Raw genomic sequence first — 21,593 nt, forward strand, 5'->3', positions numbered from 1 at the left:
AAGCCCAGCACAAAATGTAGAGCGGTTTCAAAGGCCGCCCTAAGGATATCCGCGAACAATACGAGTCAAAGAGGCGCTGACTAGGCCCGCTGAGCAGCAAAGCTAGTAGCTCAAGCGCTTGGGGTGTATTACTGACAACCCCTCATTGTTAGTGGCTTTACTCTTGTCGCATAACATGGTAAATAATATTTTATGTCATAATTATGGATAAAACAAATATTCTTAAAAGCAGCAACTAGAACCAGAAGTACGCAAGACCTACCAACCCGAAGGAATATACGTGACTCACTCTCTTTACAATTACATGCCACTAAAGTATTTTAAATTAATTCTTGAGAATGGCCTGTACTTTAGATTTCAAAGGCTTTTTAGAGATAAATGCGAAGGCTATATGCCAAAGGAAAAATTCGACACTCTGGACCCTTTCTTGTTTGATATAGCAACAACCATAGGAGTTGATAATAAAATTGACGCCATAAAAAATGCTAGAACTCTTGTTTACCATGCCTCAACATCAAGAAAAAATGACATTCTAGTTAATTGCTGGCACCAAAATAGTAAATTTAGCAGGAAAATGTGGGAATCTTATGCCAGTAACGGTGTATATATTAAAACCACCAGCACGAGCCTTATTTCTTCTATTCCTAAGCACTTGCACGGCATACTGGAAGAAGACCATAAAACAGGCAACCTTTTACATGAAATAGAATATGTAGACAACCATGTAGAAATACCCTGCCAAAAATTCATAGACATAACCATCAATAAAGGCGAGCACGACATAAAACTACGTAAGCATGAATCTGAATCGGAGCACAGACTCATAATAGACGAGACAAAGCTTAATGTACTTACTGGAAGTATAATAAACAAGGATACTAGAGTCACGGGGCTGGAAGAGCACAGAATAGAACTCGAGGAAAAAGACATTATATTAAATAAAAATAATGGCGTCATCGAGGGGCTTTACCTAAAAATGCATCGACCAACTCTAATTGAGGAGATAGGAATTGTAGGCGAGAAAAACCTATCGGTCGTCCAAAGTCTATCCCGTGAATTCAACATAAATCCAAAAATAAGAATTATCTCGGAAGATTACTCATCATGCCGTCTTGTGAAGTGACCCCCTCCAGAGCTGCACAGTCTATAACGGAGGAGGCGCAAGCCGGTGGCGACCGGCTAGGTTTGTCCGGGGAGCCACACCCAAACGTAGGCCCGATCACTAGAAATCGCCCTCGGGTAAATTCTGTCGACGCCAGTGTTATAAGTCCGTACATCTGAAGCGCCCCCTGCACAGGGTGTATAGCGCAGTTCGGCACGGGAATATTGACCATACAATGCAATTGCATGACCTTCTCTATATGCCACTGCGTTGCCAACGAGCGGAGACCCATCATGAACACAGCCATTGAGGATGATTCCACCCTGACGGATCGCTACCAGACGACTGTGCCGGCATCGGTTCGACGTGCACTGAAGCTGAAGCGCCGCGACCGGATTCACTACACGGTCCGCCCCAATGGGGAGGTGGTGCTCTCCCGTGCCAGCGATGAGCCCAGCCAAGATCCCGTGGTGGCTAGCTTCTTGGCATTCCTGGAACGCGATCTACAGGCGCATCCGGAAAATATTCGTCCTGTCGCTGCTGGCACCTTTGCTGAGGCTGAACGCCTGACCTCAGGCATCGAGTTAGACCTCGATGAGGCACTACCAGAAGACGATGACGACGCATGAGCCCGCTGGTGATCAACGGATGGACGATCTATGCACACTCACTCTTCCTGGCGCAGGTCGAGGCGCTAACCGACAAGGTGAAGCGGCTACAAGCGAATGACCCGGTGGGATACCGCGCCAAACCCACCACCAAACGTCTGGCAGCCATTGTTAAACTGGCCTTGAACGACATCCCACAAGATCCATCAGACCCACAGTATCGACAGGGGAACACGCTCGGAACAGCTCATACCCATTGGCAACGGGCAAAATTCTACCAACAGTACCGGCTATTCTTTCGTTACGACCTCACCAGCAGGATATTCATCTATGCCTGGGTCAACGACGAATCCACCAAACGTGCCTATGGCAGCAAGTACGACGCTTATGCTGTCTTCCACAAGATGCTTAAGAGCGGCAATCCACCGGATAGCTGGGATGACTTGTGGGAAGCGGCTAGCAGTGATGGCGAACGCATCCAAACGCTGTTGGGCTCGAACGCGTCACGATAAAAGGTGGCTAAAAACCATCGGGAACAAGGTCCCTCCCACAAAAGCCGTACCCCGCCAGCTAGCATTTCCGCTTCAATCGCCTTTTCAGACAGATGCACAACTAAATTTTCACCGGTTAGCGAAACCTGATGTTTGCCTCCTGCAAATGCCACTTCAAGATCGATATTAACTCCTAAAGCCATATCTAAATAAACCCAATAACTCCAACGCATCTTGCCCGTAACAAAGCGTTACTCCACTATACATGTTAATGGTAAGCGGTAAGACAAGCCGCTTCCCCTCATAGTTGGAGGCCGTGGCTTGCTCGATGAATTGCGACTGATGGAGGCACAGCAGGAAGTCCACGAGCGGATCGCCCAAGAAGCGCCGCTCGGCGAGACATTGGATGCCATCGCCCACTGGATCGAGGTGTTGCTGCCGGAAGCCATTGTGGCTTTCATGCATTTCGATCCCCAGCAGCAGACGCTGAGCCTCAACCCGACCCAGCGTTTTGCTCCGGCCTACCAGGCACGACTCCAGAAGGTTCCGATCGGCCCCGATGCCCCCTCCTTCGGCTATGCAGCTTATCGTCGACAACCAGTGGTCACGGAAGACATCCGCACGGACCCTCGCTGGGCAGCATTCCGCGATGCCGCTGAACGTGAGGGGCTACGTGCCTGCTACTCGAATCCTGTGATAACCGCCAGCGGGGAGCTACTCGGCACCTTCGGTACCTACTTCCGGCAGCCCTTTCATATCACCGACACGAGTCGACGCCGCTTGGGACAGGCCGCCGCGCTGGTGGCCTTGGCCATCATCCGAGATCGCGACGCTTCCAAACATCGTGCCCTTGCGGAGTGGCACCGCTCATTGTTTGTGAACCATCCCGATGGCGTCTATGCCTTCGACCTGGAAGGCCGCTTCCAACGCGGTAACGCCGCATTGACCCGCATCACAGGCTACTCGGAGGAGGCGCTGATCGGTCATCACTTCAACGAGTTCGTTGAGCCGGCCTATCACGCATTCACCCAAGCCAGTTTCGATGCCGCCAGACAGGGCGGCTCTCGCCAGTACGAGACCATGGGCATACACCAGGAGGGGCATGCCTACCATCTGGAAATACTGAACTTTCCTGTGTCCGTGGATGGCGAGATTGTCGGCGTCTACGGGATCTGCCGCGACATCACCCGGCGACGTGAACAAGAGGCCCAACTCGCCTACCAGGCGACCCACGACCTGTTGACCCGCCTGCACAACCGCACTGCATTCGATGAACGTCTGGAAGAGGCATTCGGGGTGGAAGGCAACCCGCTGGTGGTCATGCATCTCGACCTGGACGGTTTCAAGACAGTCAACGACGGGCTGGGGCACCGTATCGGCAACCAGCTACTAGCGGCAGTGGCCGAGCGGCTACAACACGTGATTGGCCAGGACGATACCGTGGCCCGCCTCACCGGTGACGAATTTGCCCTGCTGTTGCCTCGTCTCGATGACTGCCAGGCCGGGATCGATATGGCCGAGAGAGTGCTCAATGCCCTGTCGACGCCTTTTCAGATTGAAGGTAAGCCCATTCATATCAGTGCCAGTATCGGTATCGCTTGCAACTGCGACGCTGTGGAATGCCCCCACGAGCTGATGCAGCAGGCTGATCTGGCCATGGCGGACGCCAAGCAGAAGGGCCGCAACATTTGGCACTGGTATCAAGGCAACGAGCGGCAAATCACCGAAGCCTCGGTGCTATTGCGGCACGACCTGCACACGGCGTTACACGATGACCAGTTCGAACTCTACTACCAGCCTATCGTAGAGGCAGCGAGCGGCCGAATCTGTGGACTGGAGGCGCTGATTCGCTGGCATCATCCCGAGAAAGGCATGATTTCGCCAGGCGTGTTTATCCCGCTGGCCGAGCAGACGGGCCAGATCATTCCGCTGGGGCGCTGGATATTGCGTCGCGTCTGCCAGGATGCCGCAGCCATGCAGATGACCGGTGAACGCGTAGTGCCGGTGGCCGTCAACATTTCGTCGCTGCAATTTCGGCGCACAGGGTTTCTTGAGGATGTACAGCAAGCACTGCATGCCTCGGGGCTGCCCCCCGAGTATCTGGAGCTGGAAGTCACAGAGAGCGTGTTACTGGACGGTGCCGAACAGGCCATCGAACTGATCGATCACCTCAAGGCGCTGGGCATCAAGGTGGCGCTCGATGATTTCGGTACGGGCTTTTCCAGCCTGAGTTACCTGCGTGACCTGCCGATTCATAAGGTCAAGTTGGATCGTGCCTTCATCAAGGACATCACTACCAACCGGCGCGATGCCGCCATCGTGCAGGGGATCATCGACATGGCACACCACCTGGACCTGGTAGTAGTCGCCGAGGGCATAGAGGAACGCGCACAGCAGCAGGATTTGAGCCAGCGCAACTGCGACCTGCTACAGGGCTTCCTCTTCGCCAAGCCCATGCCACGAGGGGCTGTCATGGGGCTGCCTGATCGGTTACCTGAGACCTGATCTCAAGATCAGCACCATTTCTCGCAAAGGGCAACCCTTCTCCAGGTCATGTGGCAATCGCCTGGCGCCTCCCTTTCCCCGGCGCTCGTGTTCGTTGATTTTTTGTAGAATTTCCACGCACGCCATCTCGCAGGAAAAGCCTAATGTGAGTAGACTGGACCTGCTCCCAACGGGCGTATGAAAACTGCTCCCAAGGTCAATACGTCTTAATAATAAAACAATATAATCAAAACAGTCGCCATCCGAAGGTGTATTATGCTGACTAACGGTAATGCCGAAAATCATCCCGCCAATGTATTACGTGCCTTGCTCTCCAAAGAACATGCGATTACGATTTTTTCAAAGAACACGACAAAACCGTTACCCGCTGAGGTCACCAACCTTGATCTTAATACAGGAGAGTTCGAACTAAGCGTCAACTACCATAAGAGCGATATCGATAACTATATTTATCAGGAGCACCTCTCTTTCGACATTGAAATCGAGAACACTTCTCAAGAAAACGAGACCGAGATATACAATTTCGAGAAGGTGAAAGCGAAGGTATTCAAGAAAGATACAGGGCTTTACGAGATAAAATGCCAACTCGGGGATGAACTCTTCATTCGGGAGTCTCGCGGGGCGGTACGTATCCCTTTCATCTTGGGGATGAACGCTCATGCCAACGTTGAAGTTTATACCGACGAATTGAACATCAAGGGACGGCTACGCAACCTCTCCAGCGGTGGCTGCATGATCGACATTGCGCTTGAAGACAGCCTCCCTTTGTATGTTACCCAGCTATTGCCAAATATCACCATCGAGTTTCCTGACGGAGAGTATTTCTACTCACAAGGCTCCATACGCCATATGCGCCCCTTCGGGAGTGAAGGCCATGCCTCCATCGGAATTCAATTCATTGAAACGCCCAGGGACATGGAGAACACGTTATTAAGATTGATTTCGGAGTCGGAACGTGAAGCCGCGCATCGCGCGGGGATGAACATGCGCGGCGTGGGCCCTTCACCTTTATTTGTCCCGAGGAAGAAGGAAAGCAGTATTTTGAAAAATGAGCAACAAGCCAAGGCCAATGAGTCGACTAACATGCCGCCCATGGTGAAAGGCGTTCGGGAAATATCGCGTCAACTTCAAGCCGTGCTCATTTATCTTAAAAACTGGAATACGTTTCCCGAGGAAACGCTTTATGACTGCGCCGATTCGCTGATTTTCCTCGTTAGACAGGACCGTAAAGAACTGCTATATGCGCTTTCATTCATTCGTGACCAGCCCGAATGGGTGCGCCATGCCATTCAGGTCTCCGGCTATTTTTCCGATATGCTGATCGCGCATGACCCACACTCGGGGCAATTGCGTGAAGCCATCGCAGGAACTTTGATGCACACGATGGGCAAGCCGCTTTTAATGAGTGAAAAGCTACCCTCGCTTAAAACCAACATGACACCGCAGCAAAAAGAGATACTTCTGGGACACGTTGACACGTTGCTCGAGAAGATCGCAGAGATGGGCTGGCAACCCAGCAAAGGCTGCATGGATATCATGCAAAATGCCAACGAGCTGCTCGATGGCAGCGGGTACCCTGCTGGCAAGACGGGTGACCAGCTTTCTGAGCTGGTGAAACAGCTCTCTGTCATCAAGGTGGTCAATAAGCTCACCAGCGAGCGCAATAGCATATCACCGCGTACGCCGTTGGATGCCTATCGCTGGGTGCATGAAAATGACACGAAGTACGAACGCACTGTCATTATCGACTATATCCAGCAATACGGCTTGTATCCAATCGGCAGCATGGCCAAGTTCTCCCGAGGCTTTCTCGCCTGGATCATGGATATCGACAACAAGGGCATGCCCACCCACGTCCATGTTGTCAAGAATTTAGCGTTCATCGATGCCAGTATCGATACGTACCTTTCATCCAATGATTTTAGTCAGATTGGCCGGCTCGTAGGGATCGTCAACCCTAACGATTACAGCGCCGATCATAGGCATTGAATCAAGCAGGACAACGCGGATTAAAGTTCAGGGCGAATGGGCCGATAGCGTTGATGTGGGTATCGCGACCGCTTCACGCACCGTATACCGACATTCGCTGTGTATGACGCTTGCCCCTGGCGAGCCTTGGGCCAGCTTGGCTGGCCCTTTTTGTCATAGTACTTTCGTGGCCTACTATTACCAAGGCGTTATCATGTCGTCTCCCCGTACACAAATACCAGCCCGTGAGCTGACCGAGGAAATCGTGCCGCGTCTCGACACGATCGAGAAGCTGATCAACACGACGCTAGCCTCACTGATTGAAAACACGGATTCACCAGAAGAACACGAGCGTCGGGAGGATCAAAAACGCCGTTTCGAATTGATGCTGCTCTCCATCCGGATGAACGTTTCCAGCGTCACGCGCCGCCATGCCGCGGTAATCCGTGCCTCTCAGAACGGCGAGCCTAGCGGGACTGCGTTATTGCAATTGGACGAAAACGAAGCTATCGCGATGGAGAACGCAAAGACATTGTATGAGCAGGTCAAATCGCATACACGCAACTAGATAAATCTAAGCTTTCGTAGGGACGCCTAACGCTCGTTTTTTTGGCATACTGCATTCAATCATGCTGAAAACTCTTCCACTGCGGCGGTTTGAAACTCATGCGATCATTATTGCGTAGCCAGCTTTTTCTCGTGTTGCTCTGGGGCCTCGTCATGGCGAGCCTCCCTTACACAACGTACAAGATGCTGCTGTTTCAACGCCAAGCGGGGAGCTTGCTGAACGCGCATACCCCGGCGCTTGTCTACGCCAATATCGCCTTGGTGGTGCTGCTGGTCGGGGTGATGGGGCTGCTCACCGCCGCTCATTGGCAGCTCCGCCAACGTAGCGCGTCGCGGGTAAGCAATGAACGGCCGGAACCCGCTCGCCAGCCCCCCGCTCGCCAGTCCCCCTCTCGCCAGTCCCCCTCTCGCTCGACACCACCACCGCGCACCACGGCCTCACCCGCTCCCGAGGCCGCCGCCGCAACTGGCCTGCAATTAGTCGAGATCGGGGCGGAGAGCCCGCTACAGAGTCGTTTGCCCATCGGCGCAGTAGTGGAGTCGGTCAACGGTACGCCCGCGACATCGCTCGCCGCGGCGGAGTCGGTGCTCAAACCGGGGGTCAATGAACTCGACTGGCGGGATGATACCGGCAAGCGCAATATGGCGTATGTCATGGTTCGCGATGGCAAGCTACATGCTGAGTTTCGCCCTGTTTGATACTACGTCGTTAAAAACGTTGTTAAAAACGTCGCTAAAAACGCCGTTAAAGTCTGGCTTATCATGGCCGATAACTGCTAGGCAAGGACGTTACTGACTTTTATTACGCTAGCGAAAGCGAAGAAAAACAAAGCGAGGCACCCGATGACCCATATCGGCACATTCATCACCGAATCCGACACCAGTATTCACGAGAAGCTGAACCACGCCCTCGAAACGCTTCTCGAGCGCGACGCCTCTCTGCTCAAGGCGTCGGCGACGGAGCGTTCGCTCTCCTTCCGCTTGGCCATGTACCTGCAGCAAGCGTTTCCCGATTGGGATATCGATTGCGAATACAATCGCTGGACGGGCCCCTGCAAGCGCACCCGCCATATGACGAGCGTGACCAATACCGCCGATACCGACGCGCGTACCGCCTACCCCGACATCATCATTCATCATCGCGGAACCCACGAGAATCTCGCCGCCATCGAGGTGCAGAAAAGTACCAATAGCTTCGGTAAGCATCAGGACATCAAGAAGATCCAGGCTTACAAGCGCGATAGCAACTTTCGGCATGCCTTCTTCGTCGGCATCGGTGTCGGCGACGATGCCGGGCATACGAACATCGACATGATGACGTGATTTCGCGAGCCACTATGTCTTAAGTCTCAACCACCTGTCTTAAGCCTCAACCACCTGAGCGCTATGCCACGCTCAACAACAAAAGCGATAACAACGCAGGGGGACGCATATGTCGTCGAACATTCCTGAATTTCCCGTCAACAGCGGTCCCGCCACCGCCAACATCACACCCAACCCGCTGAGCGGTCGCCAGCGATTGGACATGGCCCTGGCCCATATCCAACCCAACAATGACGCGCAGGAAACCTCGGCGCCATCGGCCTTGACCATGAGCGAACTCGCCAAGCCCATCGACCGCGTCAACGAAGTAATGAGCGCCTACAGCGTCCAGTTCGAGCTATCGGAATACGAGGGGCGGATCGTGACACGTATCGTCGACCGCGACAGCCAGGAACTGATCCGTCAGATTCCCAGCGAGGAAGTGCTGCGCATCGCCGAAACCCTGGAGCAACGCCAGGGCCGGCTGGTCGATTGGGAAGTGTGATTAAGAAGGCCGGCACCGAGAGGCATGCATAGCTTCGCCGGTGTCGCGCTTGCAGCTCGGCATCAGTAATACCCTTCTCCCCTACCCCACCAATAAACAAAGCCTTGAGTCAGCCCCCGCGCTTGCACACACAGCCCGCAAACCGCACCATTAGCGTCTAGTAGAAACACTTCTAGCGTTATATCTTTTCGCTCAGAAATCTGACTTCCTTGCATACCAACGAGACCCGGATGCTCAAGCGTTACTTTCCCATCGTCGAGTGGCTGCCAAGCTATGATCGCCACACGCTATCCCAGGATCTCTTCGCCGCCGTCATCGTTACTTTGATGGTCATCCCACAAGCGCTGGCCTATGCCTTTCTCGCCGGGTTACCGGCGGTGACGGGCCTGTATGCCAGCATGCTGCCGTTGGTGGCGTATACGGTTTTCGGCACCAGCCGCACGCTGGCGGTGGGCCCCATGGCGATCGTCGCCCTGATGACGGCTGCAGCGTTATCGGGCATCGTCGCCACGGGGACCGTCGCCTACAGCGAAGCCGCCGCAACACTGGCGTTCCTGTCTGGCGTCATGCTGATGCTGATGGGCGTCTTCCGGCTGGGCTTCTTCGCCAACTTCCTGAGTCACCCGGTCGTTTCCGGCCTGCTCAGCGCCTCGGGCGTGCTGATCGCTACCAGCCAGTTGGGCAATTTGTTGGGCATCTCGATGTCCGGGTTCACGCTGATCGAGCAGCTCGCCGGGCTGGCCACGCATTGGCAGGATTTCAACGGTCTGACGGCATTGATCGGTCTCGGCTCGCTGGCGTTTTTGATGGGGATGCGCCGCGCCGGCCCCACGCTGCGCCGCCTGGGCATGACCGCCACGTTGAGTGGCTTCATCACCAAGGCGGGGCCGATCATTGCGGTGATGATCTCGACCCTGCTGGTATGGGCATTCGACCTGGAGGCGCACGGCGTCGCCGTGGTCGGCGAGATTCCGCGCCATCTACCGCCGCTCGCGCTGCCTTCGCTCGACCCGAGCCTGATCGGCACGCTGCTCATGCCGGCGTTTCTGATCAGCTTGGTGGGCTTTATCGAGTCGGTATCGCTGGCGCAGATGCTGGCCGCCAAGCGTCGCCAGCGCATCTCGCCCGACCAGGAACTGTTCGCGCTAGGCGGCAGCAACCTCGCCGCCGCCTTGAGCAGTAGCATGCCGGTGACGGGCAGCCTATCGCGCACGGTGATCAACTTCGATGCCGGCGCGCGTACACCGGCCGCAGGCAGCTTCGCCGCGCTGGGCGTGGCACTGGTGACGCTCTATCTCACGCCGCTGATTCACTTTCTGCCTATCGCCACGCTCGCCGCCAGCATCATCGTCTCGACCTTCACGCTGCTCGATGCGCGCGGTCTCAAGCGTACTTGGCGTTATTCGAAGCGCGATTTCGCCGCCATGCTGGCGACCATCGTGCTGACCTTCGTCAGCGGCGTCGAAGTCGGCGTGATGGCCGGCGTGGGGCTGTCACTGGCATTGTTCCTGTATCGCACCAGCCGCCCACATAGCGCACTGGTAGGCCGCGTCCCCGGTACCGAGCATTTCCGCAACGTCGAGCGCCACACCACCGAGCACGACCCCACCGTGGCACTGCTGCGCGTCGACGAGAGCCTGTACTTCGCCAACGCGCGTTACTTGGAAGACACCGTTTACGCCATGGTCGCCGAACGCCCGGCGCTCAAGCATGTCGTGTTGATCAGCTCGGCGGTCAACCTGATCGACGCTTCGGCGCTGGAAAGCCTGGAAGCCATCAACTCCCGCCTCGACGACTCGCAGGTCAAGCTGCACCTCGCCGAGGTAAAAGGCCCGGTGATGGACAAGCTCAAGCAAAGCGACTTCCTCGACCATCTCACCGGTGAAGTCTTCCTCAGCACTTATCACGCCTGGGAAGCCCTGCGAGACGAAGACACCGTGGTGACGCCGCTGGATCGCGACACCCGCTAGGACTAGGTCTAGGCGAGAGCTAGGCCTCGACCAGGGCCATCACCCTGTTGACGCTGCGCGCCGTATTGATGAACAGGAAGTCGTCGATCATCTTGCCGTCCTTGGCAACCACACCCGGTCGCCGCGCGGTCATACCTCGAATCTGGCCGCAAGATAGTGCCTCAAGCCAGGCAGCGATGTTCTGATCCGAATCTCGAAAGTTTCACTCTACCTCACTTTTTCACCGGCGAACCCTTTCCACGAACGGGTTGAGGCTCTATCAGGCCGGGATTTCAGCCCATAAAATCGGCCTCAGCTACAGGGCGAAACAGTTTCTACTACTTTTTGCCTAATTAAAAATGTTCGAATCCGCGCCACAATGATCTAACTCGAACACTGGTGAGCGGATCCGAACATGCGCAACGAAACCTACGATCTGATTGTCATCGGCGGCGGCATCAACGGCGCAGGCATCGCGCGTGATGCTGCAGGCCGTGGACTGTCAGTGCTCGTCGTCGAGGCGAATGACCTCGCCAGCCACACGTCATCGGCTTCGACCAAGCTGATCCACGGTGGCTTACGGTATCTCGAGCAGTACGAATTCAAGCTCGTGGCCAAGGCCCTCTCCGAGCGCGAAATACTGCTCAAGGCTGCGCCGCACATCATCTGGCCGATGCGTTTCATCCTGCCTCACCAGAAGCACCTGCGACCGGCCTGGATGATTCGAACCGGGCTTTTCATGTACGACCACCTCGGTGGACGCCAAACGCTAGCGGGCTCGCATGGCATCAAGTTCACCGATCATCCGGCCGGAGCGCCACTCAAATCCGAGTTCACGAAGGGCTTCGTCTACTCGGACGCTTGGGTTCAGGATGCGCGACTGGTGGTACTCAATTGCATGGACGCGGCCAGCCGCGGCGCCTGCATCATGACGCGCACGCGTGCCGAAGCTGCGGTACGCGGCACCGACGGATGGACCATCACCCTGCGTACCGCCGAGGGCGAAACGACGCAAGTCGCCGCCCGCGGGCTGGTCAATGCGGCCGGACCCTGGGCCGTGCGTTTTCTCGACGATATAGCGTCGCTAGATCACACGTATTCGCTGCGCCTGATCAAGGGCAGCCATATCGTCGTGAACAAACTGTTCGACCACGACTACGCCTATATCTTCCAGCAACCCGATGGCCGCATCGTGTTCGCCATTCCCTATGAGCGCGATTTCACTCTCATCGGGACGACCGACGTCGAGCATGAGGGCGCTCCCGGCAATATCGCCATCGAGGAAGATGAGATCGGCTATCTATGCGAGTCGGCCAATCGCTATTTCGAACAGCCTATCGGGCCCGACGATGTCGTCTGGAACTACTCCGGTGTGCGCCCTCTGCTCGATGACCGCGAGGATAACGCCAGCGAGATCACGCGCGATTACCGCATCCAACTCGATACCTCCGGCGGTGCGGTGCTGCTCAACGTCTTCGGCGGCAAGCTGACGACCTATCGACGTCTAGCCGAGGACGCCGTCGATCAACTGGCACCTGAACTCGGCAACCAGGAAAAAGCCTGGACCGGTCACGGCCACCCACTACCCGGCGGCGAAGAAGCGAAACCACAGCACCTGTTCGAATCGCTCCAAGCCAGTCACCCCTTCATTCCACTGGGCATGGCCAATCGCATGGTCTTCAACTACGGCACCCGGGTCACGAACATCGTCGGTGATGCAAAAAGCCTGGACGATCTAGGTGAGCATTTTGGCGCCGACTTGTATGCCGCCGAAGTCGATTACCTGCGCGATCATGAATGGGCGCGCACGGCCGAGGACGTTCTCTGGCGGCGATCCAAGCTGGGGCTGCGTCTCGATGAAAGCGAACAGCGCCGACTCGCCGACTATCTCGACCGTTCCTTAGCTGAGCCGACTAAAGCCGGTTCAGCTACTTAAAATGCATCTAAAGACTTAGCAACGCCCCAGCCGTCGTGAATAACGACACAAACCCAACTGCCATCGATGCGGATGGCGCAACACAGAGGAGGAACACCATGACTCGCCACCCCATTGCTCACATTCCCATCGACACGGCAGGACATGCGAATCCCGCCTCATCCGACCATGACACTCATTACCGCAAGGCATATTCATGGGAATCGTAGAAACGATACTGGTCCACGAGATCGCCGGCACGGCATTCCTGACACTACTGGGTTGCGGTGTGGTGGCCAACGTTCTACTGAACAAGACGAACGGTAACGGCAGCGATGGCATCGTGATCTTCTTCGGCTGGGGGCTTGCCGTGTTCTGCGGTGTGTACGTTGCTTACGACACCGGTGCGCACCTCAATCCAGCCGTGACTCTCGGTTTACTCATTGGCCCGGCCAAAGAATACGCCGAGGGCATTCCGATCAATTTCGTCACCACCATCACCTACTTTGTGGCCGAGTTCATCGGCGGTTTTCTAGGGGCTGTCGTTTGCTATCTGGCATACAAGAAACAGTACGATGACACGGAAGATAGCGCGCTCAAACTCGCCACTTTTTCCACGGCACCGACCATCCGGTCCTATGCCTGGAATCTGATCAGCGAGATCATCGGCACATTCGTGCTGATCTTCGTGATCATCATGTTCGGTCACACGCCATCCGGCCTCGGGCCCTTGGCGGTCGCACTCTTGGTGGTCTCGATTGGGGCGTCGCTGGGCGGCCCCACCGGTTATGCCATCAATCCAGCGCGCGATCTTGGTCCGCGCATTGCCCATGCCGTACTGCCGATCCAGAACAAGGGCTCTAACGACTGGCGCTATGCCTGGGTTCCGGTGGTCGGCCCTGTCATCGGTAGCGCTATGGCGGCACTTTTTGCCTACGCCTACTAACCGTCCAGATTGATCATTTTTTCACAACGAACACGAGGAATGGTTTTCCATGAGCAATGAAAAGAAATACGTACTCGCGATCGACCAAGGCACGACCAGTTCCCGCGCAATGCTGTTCGACCATGACGGTCAGATCGCCGGCATTGCCCAGCGCGAGTTCGAGCAGATCTTCCCGCAGCCGGGCTGGGTGGAGCACAACCCGCGCGACATCATGACCAGCGTGCTGACGACGCTTACCGAGGTGATCAACAACACCCAGGTCGATGTCTCGGAGATTGCCGGCATCGGCATTACCAACCAGCGCGAAACCACCGTCGTCTGGGACAAGCACACCGGCCAGCCGGTCTATAACGCCATCGTCTGGCAATCACGTCATTCGGCCGAGATCTGTGATGAGCTGCGTGAAGCCGGGCATGCACAGATGGTCCGCGACAAGACCGGGCTGGTCATCGATGCGTATTTCTCGGGCACCAAACTCAAATGGATCTTCGATAATGTCGACGGCGTCAAGGAAAAAGCCGACAACGGCGACCTGCTGTTTGGCACTATCGATTCCTGGCTCGTCTGGAACCTGACCGGCGGTGACGTGCATGTCACCGACGTTACCAATGCGTCGCGCACGATGATGTTCAACATCCGCAATCGCCAATGGGACCCGGAACTCCTTGAGTTGTTCGGCGTGCCCGAATCGATGCTGCCTGAGGTCAAATCCTGCAGTGAAGTCTACGGCAAGGTGCTGCCGAAATATTTCTTCGGCAATGAACTGCCGATCGCCGGCATGGCCGGTGACCAACAAGCCGCCCTGTTCGGCCAGGCCTGCTTCAAACCCGGTATGGCCAAGAACACCTATGGCACGGGCTGCTTCACGCTGATGAATACCGGACCGGAAGCCACGGCTTCTGAAAACGGCCTGCTCACGACCGTCGCCTGGGAGATAGACGGCCAGCTCGAATACGCCCTGGAAGGCAGTGTGTTCGTGGCCGGTTCGGTGATCCAGTGGCTGCGCGACGGCCTGCGCATGCTGGGCAAGTCTTCCGATTCAGAAGCCTATGCCGAGCGCGCTGGCGACAACGACGGCGTCTACCTCGTACCGGCATTCACTGGTCTGGGCGCGCCCTACTGGGACTCCAACGTACGCGGCGCGATGTTCGGCCTGTCGCGCGGCACGAGCAAAGAACATTTCATTCGTGCGGCGGTGGAATCCATGGCCTACCAGAGCGCGGACGTTCTCCACGCCATGCAGGCCGATGCCGGTCTCGATCTCACCGAACTGCGTGCCGACGGTGGCGCCATCGCCAACGATTTCCTCGCCCAGTTTCAGGCCGACATCCTGGGCGTGGATGTGCTGCGTTGCGCGATCAACGAGACCACCGCATTGGGCGCAGCTTACCTGGCCGGCCTAGCACTTGGCTTCTGGGAGTCACGTGAGCAGATTGCCAAGCAATGGGCCATGGACCGCCGCTTCACACCCGCGATGAGCGTGGAAAAACGCGACGAGCTCTATGCGGGTTGGAAGCATGCCGTCAAAGCCACCATGGGCTTTCATGTCGCCTCATAAGACGCCATTGCCGCGCTTATAGCTATAGCGAACGTATAATAGTTATAGCACTAACGCCCTATCGCAACGCGGTAGGGCGTCGCGGCGGTGGGCGAACATCACCACAGTGCGCCCGTCGAGCCAGGTGTCGAGACGTTCGGCCACCGTCGCCGCCGTGGCGGCATCCAGTCCCGCCAGCGGTTCGTCGAGCAATACCAGCGGTGCATCGCGGAGGATCACCCGGGCCAGCGCCACCCGGCGTGCCTGTCCGCCGGAAAGCTGGCGCCCGGCTTCGCCGACCCAGGTCTCGAGCCCGTGCGGCAGTTCGCGCGCCCAGCCATCCAGATCGACGATCCATAGCGCCTGCAATAGGGCACGTTCGACGGCTGCTTCCTCAAGATCATGATCAACAGGCAATCCCAGTTGCAGATTGTCACGCAGTGACGCATGAAAGAGCTCGGTGTGCTGGGTCAGGTAGGCGAGCCGTGAACGCAATGCCTGCGACGCCAGGCTGCGTAGATCCTGCCCTGCCAGTTGCACGCTGCCCGCATCGGGGTCGAACGCGTGGACGACGAGCTGGGCAAGGCTCGACTTGCCGCTACCCGAGGGGCCCAGCACGGCGAAACGCTCGCCGGCAGCCACGTGCAGGTTGACGTCTTCCAGCGCGGGCGTGGTGCCCATGCCCGGATAACGCAGCGTCACCGCCTCGAAGGTGATCGAAGGCGCGTCGGCGCTCACCGGGGAGCCCTCAGCTTCGTCAGCTAGAGAACCCTCGCCTTCATCACTCGCAGGCGCCGCCTCGGCATTGAGCCGCGAGGCAGCCGTGCGCGTGGCTCCCAATTGCACGAAGGCGCCCGGCAGCATGGCGAGCCCTTCATTCAGCGCCAGCACCGCCAGTGGCAACATGCTCGCCACCGGCGCCGAAAGCTTGCCCGCGGCGAATGCAAGCAGCGCCAAGCAGAGTATCGCCACGGCGGCGCCTTGCACGGTCAAGGTAACCAGCGCACTGCCCAGCGCGGCACGGCGGCCCAGACGCCGCTGATCGTCGAGCAACGTCCGTTGCTCGCGTTCCACTCTCGCTCGGTGGGCACCGAGTACGCCGAAGGTACGCAGCTCGGCCAGGCCCTGTAGATGCTCCAGGGCTCGGACACGCAGGCGTTCCAGCGTCTCGACGCGTCGTGCGCTAGGACCACTTCCCGCCACCGCCATGCCCAGCGTGACGATCACCCATAACGGCAGCATGATCGCCAGCAGCACGCCGCCGAGCGTAGGCATCGCCAGCGCCAGGATGCCGCTTACGACGAGAATCGCCAGCAGTCCCACCAACGGCGGCGCCAGCAGGCGCAGATAGAGATTGTCGAGCGCGTCGATATCGGCGGTCAGCCGGTTGAGCCATTCGCCGGCGCGGTAACGCGCCAATTCACGGCCCGATAGCCGTGACAAGCCGGCAAAGGTACGCCCGCGAATATCCGCCAGCAGGCGCAGCACGGTGTCGTGGTTATAAAGGCGCTCGGCGTAACGCGCGGCGGTGCGTCCCACGGCAAAGAAGCGAATGCCGCTACCCGGCGTGAAGACATCGATCGTCGCCGCTCCGCCCGCCGCGAGTGTCATCCCGGTCAGCGCGGTCGCGGTGATGAACCACCCCGACAGCGTCAGCAGCCCGATTGCGAACAGCAGCGTCGCCAGCATCAGCAACGCCCCGACCAGCAAGCGGATGCGTCGCTCGCCCATCAGGCGCAACCAAGGGCCTAGCGCCTTTATCGTAGCCCCCTTCATGCTAGTAGACCCCTTCATGCTAGTGGGCTCCTTCATGACAAGGCCTCCGACGATGCCGGCACATCCTGTGAATGCAGCTGCCCCGCCTCGAGACGCAGCACACGGTCGGCCATGCCCATCACGGCGGGATGGTGTGTGGCGATGACCAGGGTGCGGCCTTGTGCGGCCAGTTGCGTCAGCCCCTCGATCACGCGTTGCTCGCTGTCGGGGTCGAGGCTGGCCGTGGGTTCGTCGAGCAGCACCAGGGGTGCATCACTGAGAAACACTCGGGCCAGCGCCAGGCGGCTGGCCTGCCCGCCGGAAAGCCCCAGGCCGCGCTCCCCGAGCGACGTGTCGAGCCCTTCCGGCAAAACGTTCAGCAAGTCACCGAGCTGTGCCGCGGTCAGCGCCTCGCGCAACTGGTCGTCACTGGCATCGGGCGCGACCAGGCGCAAATTCTCGGCCAGCGTGCCCTGCATCAAGAACGGACGTTGATCGAGCCAGGCCACGCGTGTCTCCGTACGCAACGCAACTTCGCCCGCCTCGGCATCGACGAAGCCGGCGAGCACCTGTAGCAACGTCGACTTGCCGGTGCCCGAGGGCCCGACCAGCGCCACCACCTCGCCATCGGCGATATCGAGATCGAGCGGCCCCAGCACCCGGCCGCGTCCGGCATGCGCCACACTGACATCGGTCAGGCGCGCCCGCAGTGGCAGCGTGTCGTCGAGCTCACTGTCTAGAGACTCCATTCGCGGACCCTGTGGTGGCGTCTGCGACAACAATGTGCGCAAGCCCTCGGCAGCCCCCAGAGCACTGGCGCGGTCATGATAATGCTGGGCCAGCAAGCGCAGCGGCTGGAAGAAGTCCGGTGCCATGAACAGCAAGAACAAACCGCTGAACAGTGTCAGTTGATCGGCAGGGCCGAACTGGATATAGCCCAACAACCCAAAGCCGATGTAGATGGCGATCACCGCAATCGACACCGAGGCGAAGAACTCCAGCACCGCCGAGGAGAGAAACGCCACGCGTAGCGTTTTCATGTTGCGCCGCCGGTAGTCGTCGGCCACCGCCGTGACCTCCTCGGTGGCCTGACGGGTGCGCCCAAACATCTGCAAGGTGGTCAGCCCGCGCACGCGGTCGAGGAAATGTCCTGCGAGACGCGTCATGGCCTGGAACTGCTGCTCGTTGAGGCGCTGGGCGCCCATGCCGATCAGCGCCATGAAAAGCGGAATCAGCGGCGCCGCAATCAGGAAGAACGACGCTGCCAGCCAGTCCAGCGAAAACGCCACGCCGAGAAAGATCAGCGGCAGCACCACCGCCAGCGTGGCCTGGGGCACGTAACGCGCGATATAGCCTTCCAGCGCCTCGACCTGATCGACCAACTGCGCGGTACTGCCGGCACTATGTCGCTCGGCGAGATGCACCGGCCCCAGCGCCGCGAGTTGATCGAGCACCTGAGCGCGCACGCGTGCCTTGACGCGCAACCCGGCTTCCAGACCACTGGTTTCCTGAAGCCACTGCGCCAGCCCGCGTACGATCACTGCTCCCGCCAACGCCGCCGCATAGGGCCACAGCGTCACCAAGGGCACATCGTGGACCACGACCGCACTGATCAACCATGCCATCAGTCCCAGTTGCGCGAGTGTCGCGAGCCCGCCGACGACACCGGCGGCGATGGCGAGGCTCAACCAGCCGCGCACCTCACGGGATTGCGCGGCTAGCCATTGGCGCGATGCACGCGCCGGGGTTTGTGCTTGAGATCGAGACACGGCTCAGTGATACCCGTCGCCGACACGCACCTTGCCGCGGAATACCCAGTACGACCAGGCGGTGTAGGTCAGAATGATGGGCACCACGAACAGCACGCCGATCAGCAGGAAGAACTGCGACTCAGGTGCCGAAGCGGCATCCCACAAGGTGTAGTCCGGCGGAATGACATACGGCCAGCGACTCACCAGCAGCCCCAGATAGGTAAAGATGAACATCCCCAGAGTGAGCAGGAATGCCATCAACTCACGCCCCTTGCGGTTGGCGGCATAGATGCCGATCACGCAGGCCAAGGCTAGCGCCGGCAGCAGCCAGATCACCTGCATGTGGTCGAACCAGCGTTCCCAGACGCCAGGATCGATCCATGGCGTCCACAGGCTGACGACGGCGAAGACGACCACGACCCCGACGAGCAACTTGGGGATCAGGCCACGCGCCCAGTCACGCACATGGCCCTCGGACTTGAGCACCAGCCAGGTCGCGCCGAGCAATGCATAGCCGGCCACCAGGCCAAGGCCGGTAATCACCGAAAATGGCGTCAGCCAGTCGAGCGCGCCCCCGGTGAATACACGATCGGCGGTTTCGAAGCCTTCGATATAGGCCCCCACCACGGCGCCCTGGGCGAAAGCCGCCACGAAGGAGCCACCGGCAAAGGCTGCGTTCCACCAGTTACGCGTGCGCCGCGACTTGAAGCGGAACTCGAAGGCCACGCCACGAAAGATCAAGCCCGCCAGCATCAGGAAGACCCCGATGTACATCGCCGGCAGCAAGATCGAATAGACCAGCGGGAAGGCCCCGATCAGCCCGGCTCCCCCCAGTACCAGCCAAGTCTCGTTGCCGTCCCATACCGGCGCGACGGAATTCATCATCACGTCACGCGCATCTTCGTCCGGGGCGAAGGGAAACAGGATCCCCAGCCCCAGGTCGAAACCATCCATGAGCACGTACATGATCACGCCAAAGGCGATGATGACGGCCCAGATCAACGAGAGATCGAACATTTCCATGGCTTAGCTCCTGTTCGGGGCGCGGTCGTCGCGCGCATCATCGAAGGGCACGTGAGCGGCGGACATGGGTCTCGCCGGACGGTCGTGGCTATCCAACTCCTCTGTGTCGTCGTCTTCGTCAAGGCCCTGGTTGATCACCTTGCACAGGTAATAGACACCGGCGATGAAGATCACGGCATAGACGGCGATATAGCCCAGCAACGTGAACAGCACCATGCCACCGCTCAACGAGGGCGTGATGGCATCGGCGTAGTCGAGTACGCCGTAGATCAGCCACGGCGAGCGTCCGGTTTCGGTCACGACCCAGCCCGCGACTACCGCTACGAACGGCGCCAGGCTCATGCCCTGCAGTCCACGCAAGAACCAGCGACTGCGATACACGCGCCCGCCCTTGCGTAGCACCAACCCGGCAACGGCGAAGGCGATCATCAAGAGCCCTAATGCCACCATCACGCGGAAGCTATAGAAGGTGATCCATACCGGCGGCTGTTGTGCGCGGTCGATTTGATCGAGCCCGGGGACAACACCGTCTGGGTCGTGGCGCAGGATAAGACTGGCGCCATTGGGAATGCCGATCTCGACGCGGTTGGCCTGCAGATCCCGATCCGGCAACGCGAACAGCAACAGCGGCACGTTCGACTCGGTTTCCCAGTTACCCTCCATGGCAGCGATTTTCATCGGCTGGTGTTCCAGCGTATTCAGGCCGTGCTCATCACCGACGAAGGCTTGCAGCGGGGCCAGAAACAGCAACAGCCATAGCGTCATCGACAGCGCACGCTTGTGGGCATCGACATCACGACCACGCAGCAAGAACCAGGCACTGACCCCGGTCACCACGAAGCCACCGGTCAAGAACGCAGCCAAGGCCATGTGTGTGAAGCGGTACGGGAAGGACGCGTTGAAGATTGCATCGACCCAAGAGGTCACATGGATCACACCCTCGCGGATCTCATAGCCGTCGGGGGTCTGCATCCAACTGTTGGTGGCGAGGATCCAGAACGCCGAGATGAAGGTGCCCACGGCGACCATCAGCGCGGCAAAAAAGTGCACCGCCGGCGAGACACGATGCCGGCCGAACAGCAATACGCCCAGGAAGCCAGCTTCGAGGAAGAACGCCGTGACCACCTCGTAACTCAGCATCGGACCAATGAAGTTCGCCGCCATCTGCGCGAAGTTGCTCCAGTTGGTCCCGAACTGGAATGCCATCACGATGCCGGACACCACGCCCATGCCAAAGACCACGGCGAAGACCTTGGTCCAGAACAGACCGAGGCGATCCCAGACGCGATTGCCCGTGGACACGTAAAGGCCCTGCAGCACCGCGATATAGGAGGCAAGCCCGATCGTGAAGACCGGGAAGATGGCATGAAAAGAAACCACGAATGCAAACTGCAATCGCGACAGGAGAATCGGATCTAGCGCCATGGCTGACTCCTTGAAGCCCACGTAGTCGGAATGTCATCGGAAAGAGGTGGTCATAGCCGAAAAAGGCCCGCCGCCTGGATCTTCTTGTTTCGTTTCCAATACCCCTACATCGTAGAGGGTTTATATAGACTTAAAAAGCGCCGTGGCGGGGTTTCGTATGTGTCGCGTTGCCGCAAGGCAAATTGCCGCATGCGCGCCGATGTCGCAGCCGATTTAATTCTGCGTCGTTCGTCTAACGGAGAAT

17 protein-coding genes are annotated in these 21,593 nt (G+C 58.2%); 13 read left to right on the plus strand and 4 right to left on the minus strand.

All coding sequences use genetic code 11. The features are described 5' to 3' along the window. Window positions 1–280 precede the first annotated feature (280 nt). From SR908_RS00840 to glpK, 13 genes are all read left to right on the plus strand, one after another. Window positions 281–1,123, plus strand: a complete 843-nt coding sequence (locus SR908_RS00840; RefSeq protein ID WP_246922111.1) for a hypothetical protein — start codon at window positions 281–283, stop codon at window positions 1,121–1,123. Window positions 1,124–1,395: 272 nt separating this feature from the next. Beyond that, window positions 1,396–1,731: a type II toxin-antitoxin system PrlF family antitoxin gene (locus tag SR908_RS00845; RefSeq protein WP_246922114.1), complete on the plus strand. Its 336-nt coding sequence runs from the start codon at window positions 1,396–1,398 to the stop codon at window positions 1,729–1,731. Continuing rightward, window positions 1,728–2,222 (plus strand): type II toxin-antitoxin system YhaV family toxin, encoded by a 495-nt coding sequence (locus SR908_RS00850; RefSeq protein ID WP_246922117.1) that lies wholly within the window; start codon window positions 1,728–1,730, stop codon window positions 2,220–2,222. Before SR908_RS00845 ends, SR908_RS00850 begins: the two co-directional genes overlap by 4 nt. 300 nt (window positions 2,223–2,522) lie before the next feature. Beyond that, window positions 2,523–4,706: a putative bifunctional diguanylate cyclase/phosphodiesterase gene (locus tag SR908_RS00855; protein WP_246922119.1), complete on the plus strand. Its 2,184-nt coding sequence runs from the start codon at window positions 2,523–2,525 to the stop codon at window positions 4,704–4,706. Window positions 4,707–4,961: 255 nt separating this feature from the next. After that, a complete protein-coding gene (locus tag SR908_RS00860; protein ID WP_246922121.1) occupies window positions 4,962–6,695 on the plus strand; it encodes a PilZ domain-containing protein in 1,734 nt (577 codons plus the stop codon). A gap of 193 nt (window positions 6,696–6,888) precedes the next feature. Further along, entirely contained in the window at window positions 6,889–7,242 is a 354-nt protein-coding gene (locus tag SR908_RS00865) for a restriction endonuclease subunit S domain-containing protein (protein WP_246922124.1), read from the plus strand. 152 nt (window positions 7,243–7,394) lie between these two features. Then, window positions 7,395–7,940, plus strand: coding sequence for a hypothetical protein (locus SR908_RS00870; protein WP_246922125.1), 546 nt, complete (start codon window positions 7,395–7,397; stop codon window positions 7,938–7,940). A gap of 144 nt (window positions 7,941–8,084) precedes the next feature. Then, window positions 8,085–8,564 (plus strand): hypothetical protein, encoded by a 480-nt coding sequence (locus SR908_RS00875; RefSeq protein WP_246922127.1) that lies wholly within the window; start codon window positions 8,085–8,087, stop codon window positions 8,562–8,564. Window positions 8,565–8,673: 109 nt separating this feature from the next. Next, window positions 8,674–9,048, plus strand: coding sequence for a flagellar protein FlaG (locus SR908_RS00880; protein ID WP_246894521.1), 375 nt, complete (start codon window positions 8,674–8,676; stop codon window positions 9,046–9,048). A 230-nt stretch (window positions 9,049–9,278) separates the two neighbouring features. Next, window positions 9,279–11,018, plus strand: a complete 1,740-nt coding sequence (locus tag SR908_RS00885; RefSeq protein WP_246922129.1) for a SulP family inorganic anion transporter — start codon at window positions 9,279–9,281, stop codon at window positions 11,016–11,018. A gap of 394 nt (window positions 11,019–11,412) precedes the next feature. Beyond that, window positions 11,413–12,933 (plus strand): glycerol-3-phosphate dehydrogenase, encoded by a 1,521-nt coding sequence (gene glpD / locus SR908_RS00890; RefSeq protein ID WP_246922131.1) that lies wholly within the window; start codon window positions 11,413–11,415, stop codon window positions 12,931–12,933. Between the two features lie 196 nt (window positions 12,934–13,129). Further along, on the plus strand, window positions 13,130–13,858 hold the full coding sequence (locus SR908_RS00895; protein WP_246922133.1) for an MIP/aquaporin family protein: 729 nt from the start codon (window positions 13,130–13,132) through the stop codon (window positions 13,856–13,858). Between the two features lie 49 nt (window positions 13,859–13,907). Beyond that, complete coding sequence (gene glpK, locus SR908_RS00900) at window positions 13,908–15,416, plus strand: glycerol kinase GlpK (protein ID WP_246922136.1); 1,509 nt, start codon at window positions 13,908–13,910, stop codon at window positions 15,414–15,416. Window positions 15,417–15,458: 42 nt separating this feature from the next. Here glpK and cydC read toward each other — a convergent pair whose 3' ends face one another. The 4 genes from cydC to SR908_RS00920 are packed head-to-tail and all read right to left on the minus strand — an operon-like array spanning window position 15,459 to window position 21,349. Beyond that, a complete protein-coding gene (gene cydC, locus SR908_RS00905; RefSeq protein WP_246922139.1) occupies window positions 15,459–17,189 on the minus strand; it encodes a thiol reductant ABC exporter subunit CydC in 1,731 nt (576 codons plus the stop codon). A 14-nt stretch (window positions 17,190–17,203) separates the two neighbouring features. Then, the gene (gene cydD / locus SR908_RS00910; RefSeq protein ID WP_246922142.1) at window positions 17,204–18,919 is read right to left on the minus strand and encodes a thiol reductant ABC exporter subunit CydD; all 1,716 of its coding nucleotides are present in this window, start codon (window positions 18,917–18,919) and stop codon (window positions 17,204–17,206) included. A gap of 3 nt (window positions 18,920–18,922) precedes the next feature. After that, window positions 18,923–19,924 (minus strand): cytochrome d ubiquinol oxidase subunit II, encoded by a 1,002-nt coding sequence (gene cydB, locus SR908_RS00915; RefSeq protein ID WP_246922145.1) that lies wholly within the window; start codon window positions 19,922–19,924, stop codon window positions 18,923–18,925. A 3-nt stretch (window positions 19,925–19,927) separates the two neighbouring features. Beyond that, entirely contained in the window at window positions 19,928–21,349 is a 1,422-nt protein-coding gene (locus SR908_RS00920) for a cytochrome ubiquinol oxidase subunit I (RefSeq protein ID WP_246922149.1), read from the minus strand. Window positions 21,350–21,593: the final 244 nt, after the last annotated feature.

Origin of the sequence: Chromohalobacter canadensis (genome assembly GCF_034479555.1) — a bacterium.
Classification (GTDB): domain Bacteria; phylum Pseudomonadota; class Gammaproteobacteria; order Pseudomonadales; family Halomonadaceae; genus Chromohalobacter; species Chromohalobacter canadensis.

Bases quoted from the DNA above. Each gene is read 5' to 3' on its own strand.
- SR908_RS00845 (WP_246922114.1), top strand. From the start codon at position 1,396: ATGAACACAGCCATTGAGGATGATTCCACCCTGACGGATCGCTACCAG.
- SR908_RS00850 (WP_246922117.1), top strand. From the start codon at position 1,728: ATGAGCCCGCTGGTGATCAACGGATGGACGATCTATGCACACTCACTC.
- SR908_RS00860 (WP_246922121.1), top strand. From the start codon at position 4,962: ATGCTGACTAACGGTAATGCCGAAAATCATCCCGCCAATGTATTACGT.
- SR908_RS00865 (WP_246922124.1), top strand. From the start codon at position 6,889: ATGTCGTCTCCCCGTACACAAATACCAGCCCGTGAGCTGACCGAGGAA.
- SR908_RS00870 (WP_246922125.1), top strand. From the start codon at position 7,395: ATGGCGAGCCTCCCTTACACAACGTACAAGATGCTGCTGTTTCAACGC.
- SR908_RS00875 (WP_246922127.1), top strand. From the start codon at position 8,085: ATGACCCATATCGGCACATTCATCACCGAATCCGACACCAGTATTCAC.
- SR908_RS00880 (WP_246894521.1), top strand. From the start codon at position 8,674: ATGTCGTCGAACATTCCTGAATTTCCCGTCAACAGCGGTCCCGCCACC.
- SR908_RS00885 (WP_246922129.1), top strand. From the start codon at position 9,279: ATGCTCAAGCGTTACTTTCCCATCGTCGAGTGGCTGCCAAGCTATGAT.
- glpD (WP_246922131.1), top strand. From the start codon at position 11,413: ATGCGCAACGAAACCTACGATCTGATTGTCATCGGCGGCGGCATCAAC.
- SR908_RS00895 (WP_246922133.1), top strand. From the start codon at position 13,130: ATGGGAATCGTAGAAACGATACTGGTCCACGAGATCGCCGGCACGGCA.
- glpK (WP_246922136.1), top strand. From the start codon at position 13,908: ATGAGCAATGAAAAGAAATACGTACTCGCGATCGACCAAGGCACGACC.
- cydC (WP_246922139.1), bottom strand. From the start codon at position 17,189: ATGAAGGGGTCTACTAGCATGAAGGGGGCTACGATAAAGGCGCTAGGC.
- cydB (WP_246922145.1), bottom strand. From the start codon at position 19,924: ATGGAAATGTTCGATCTCTCGTTGATCTGGGCCGTCATCATCGCCTTT.
- SR908_RS00920 (WP_246922149.1), bottom strand. From the start codon at position 21,349: ATGGCGCTAGATCCGATTCTCCTGTCGCGATTGCAGTTTGCATTCGTG.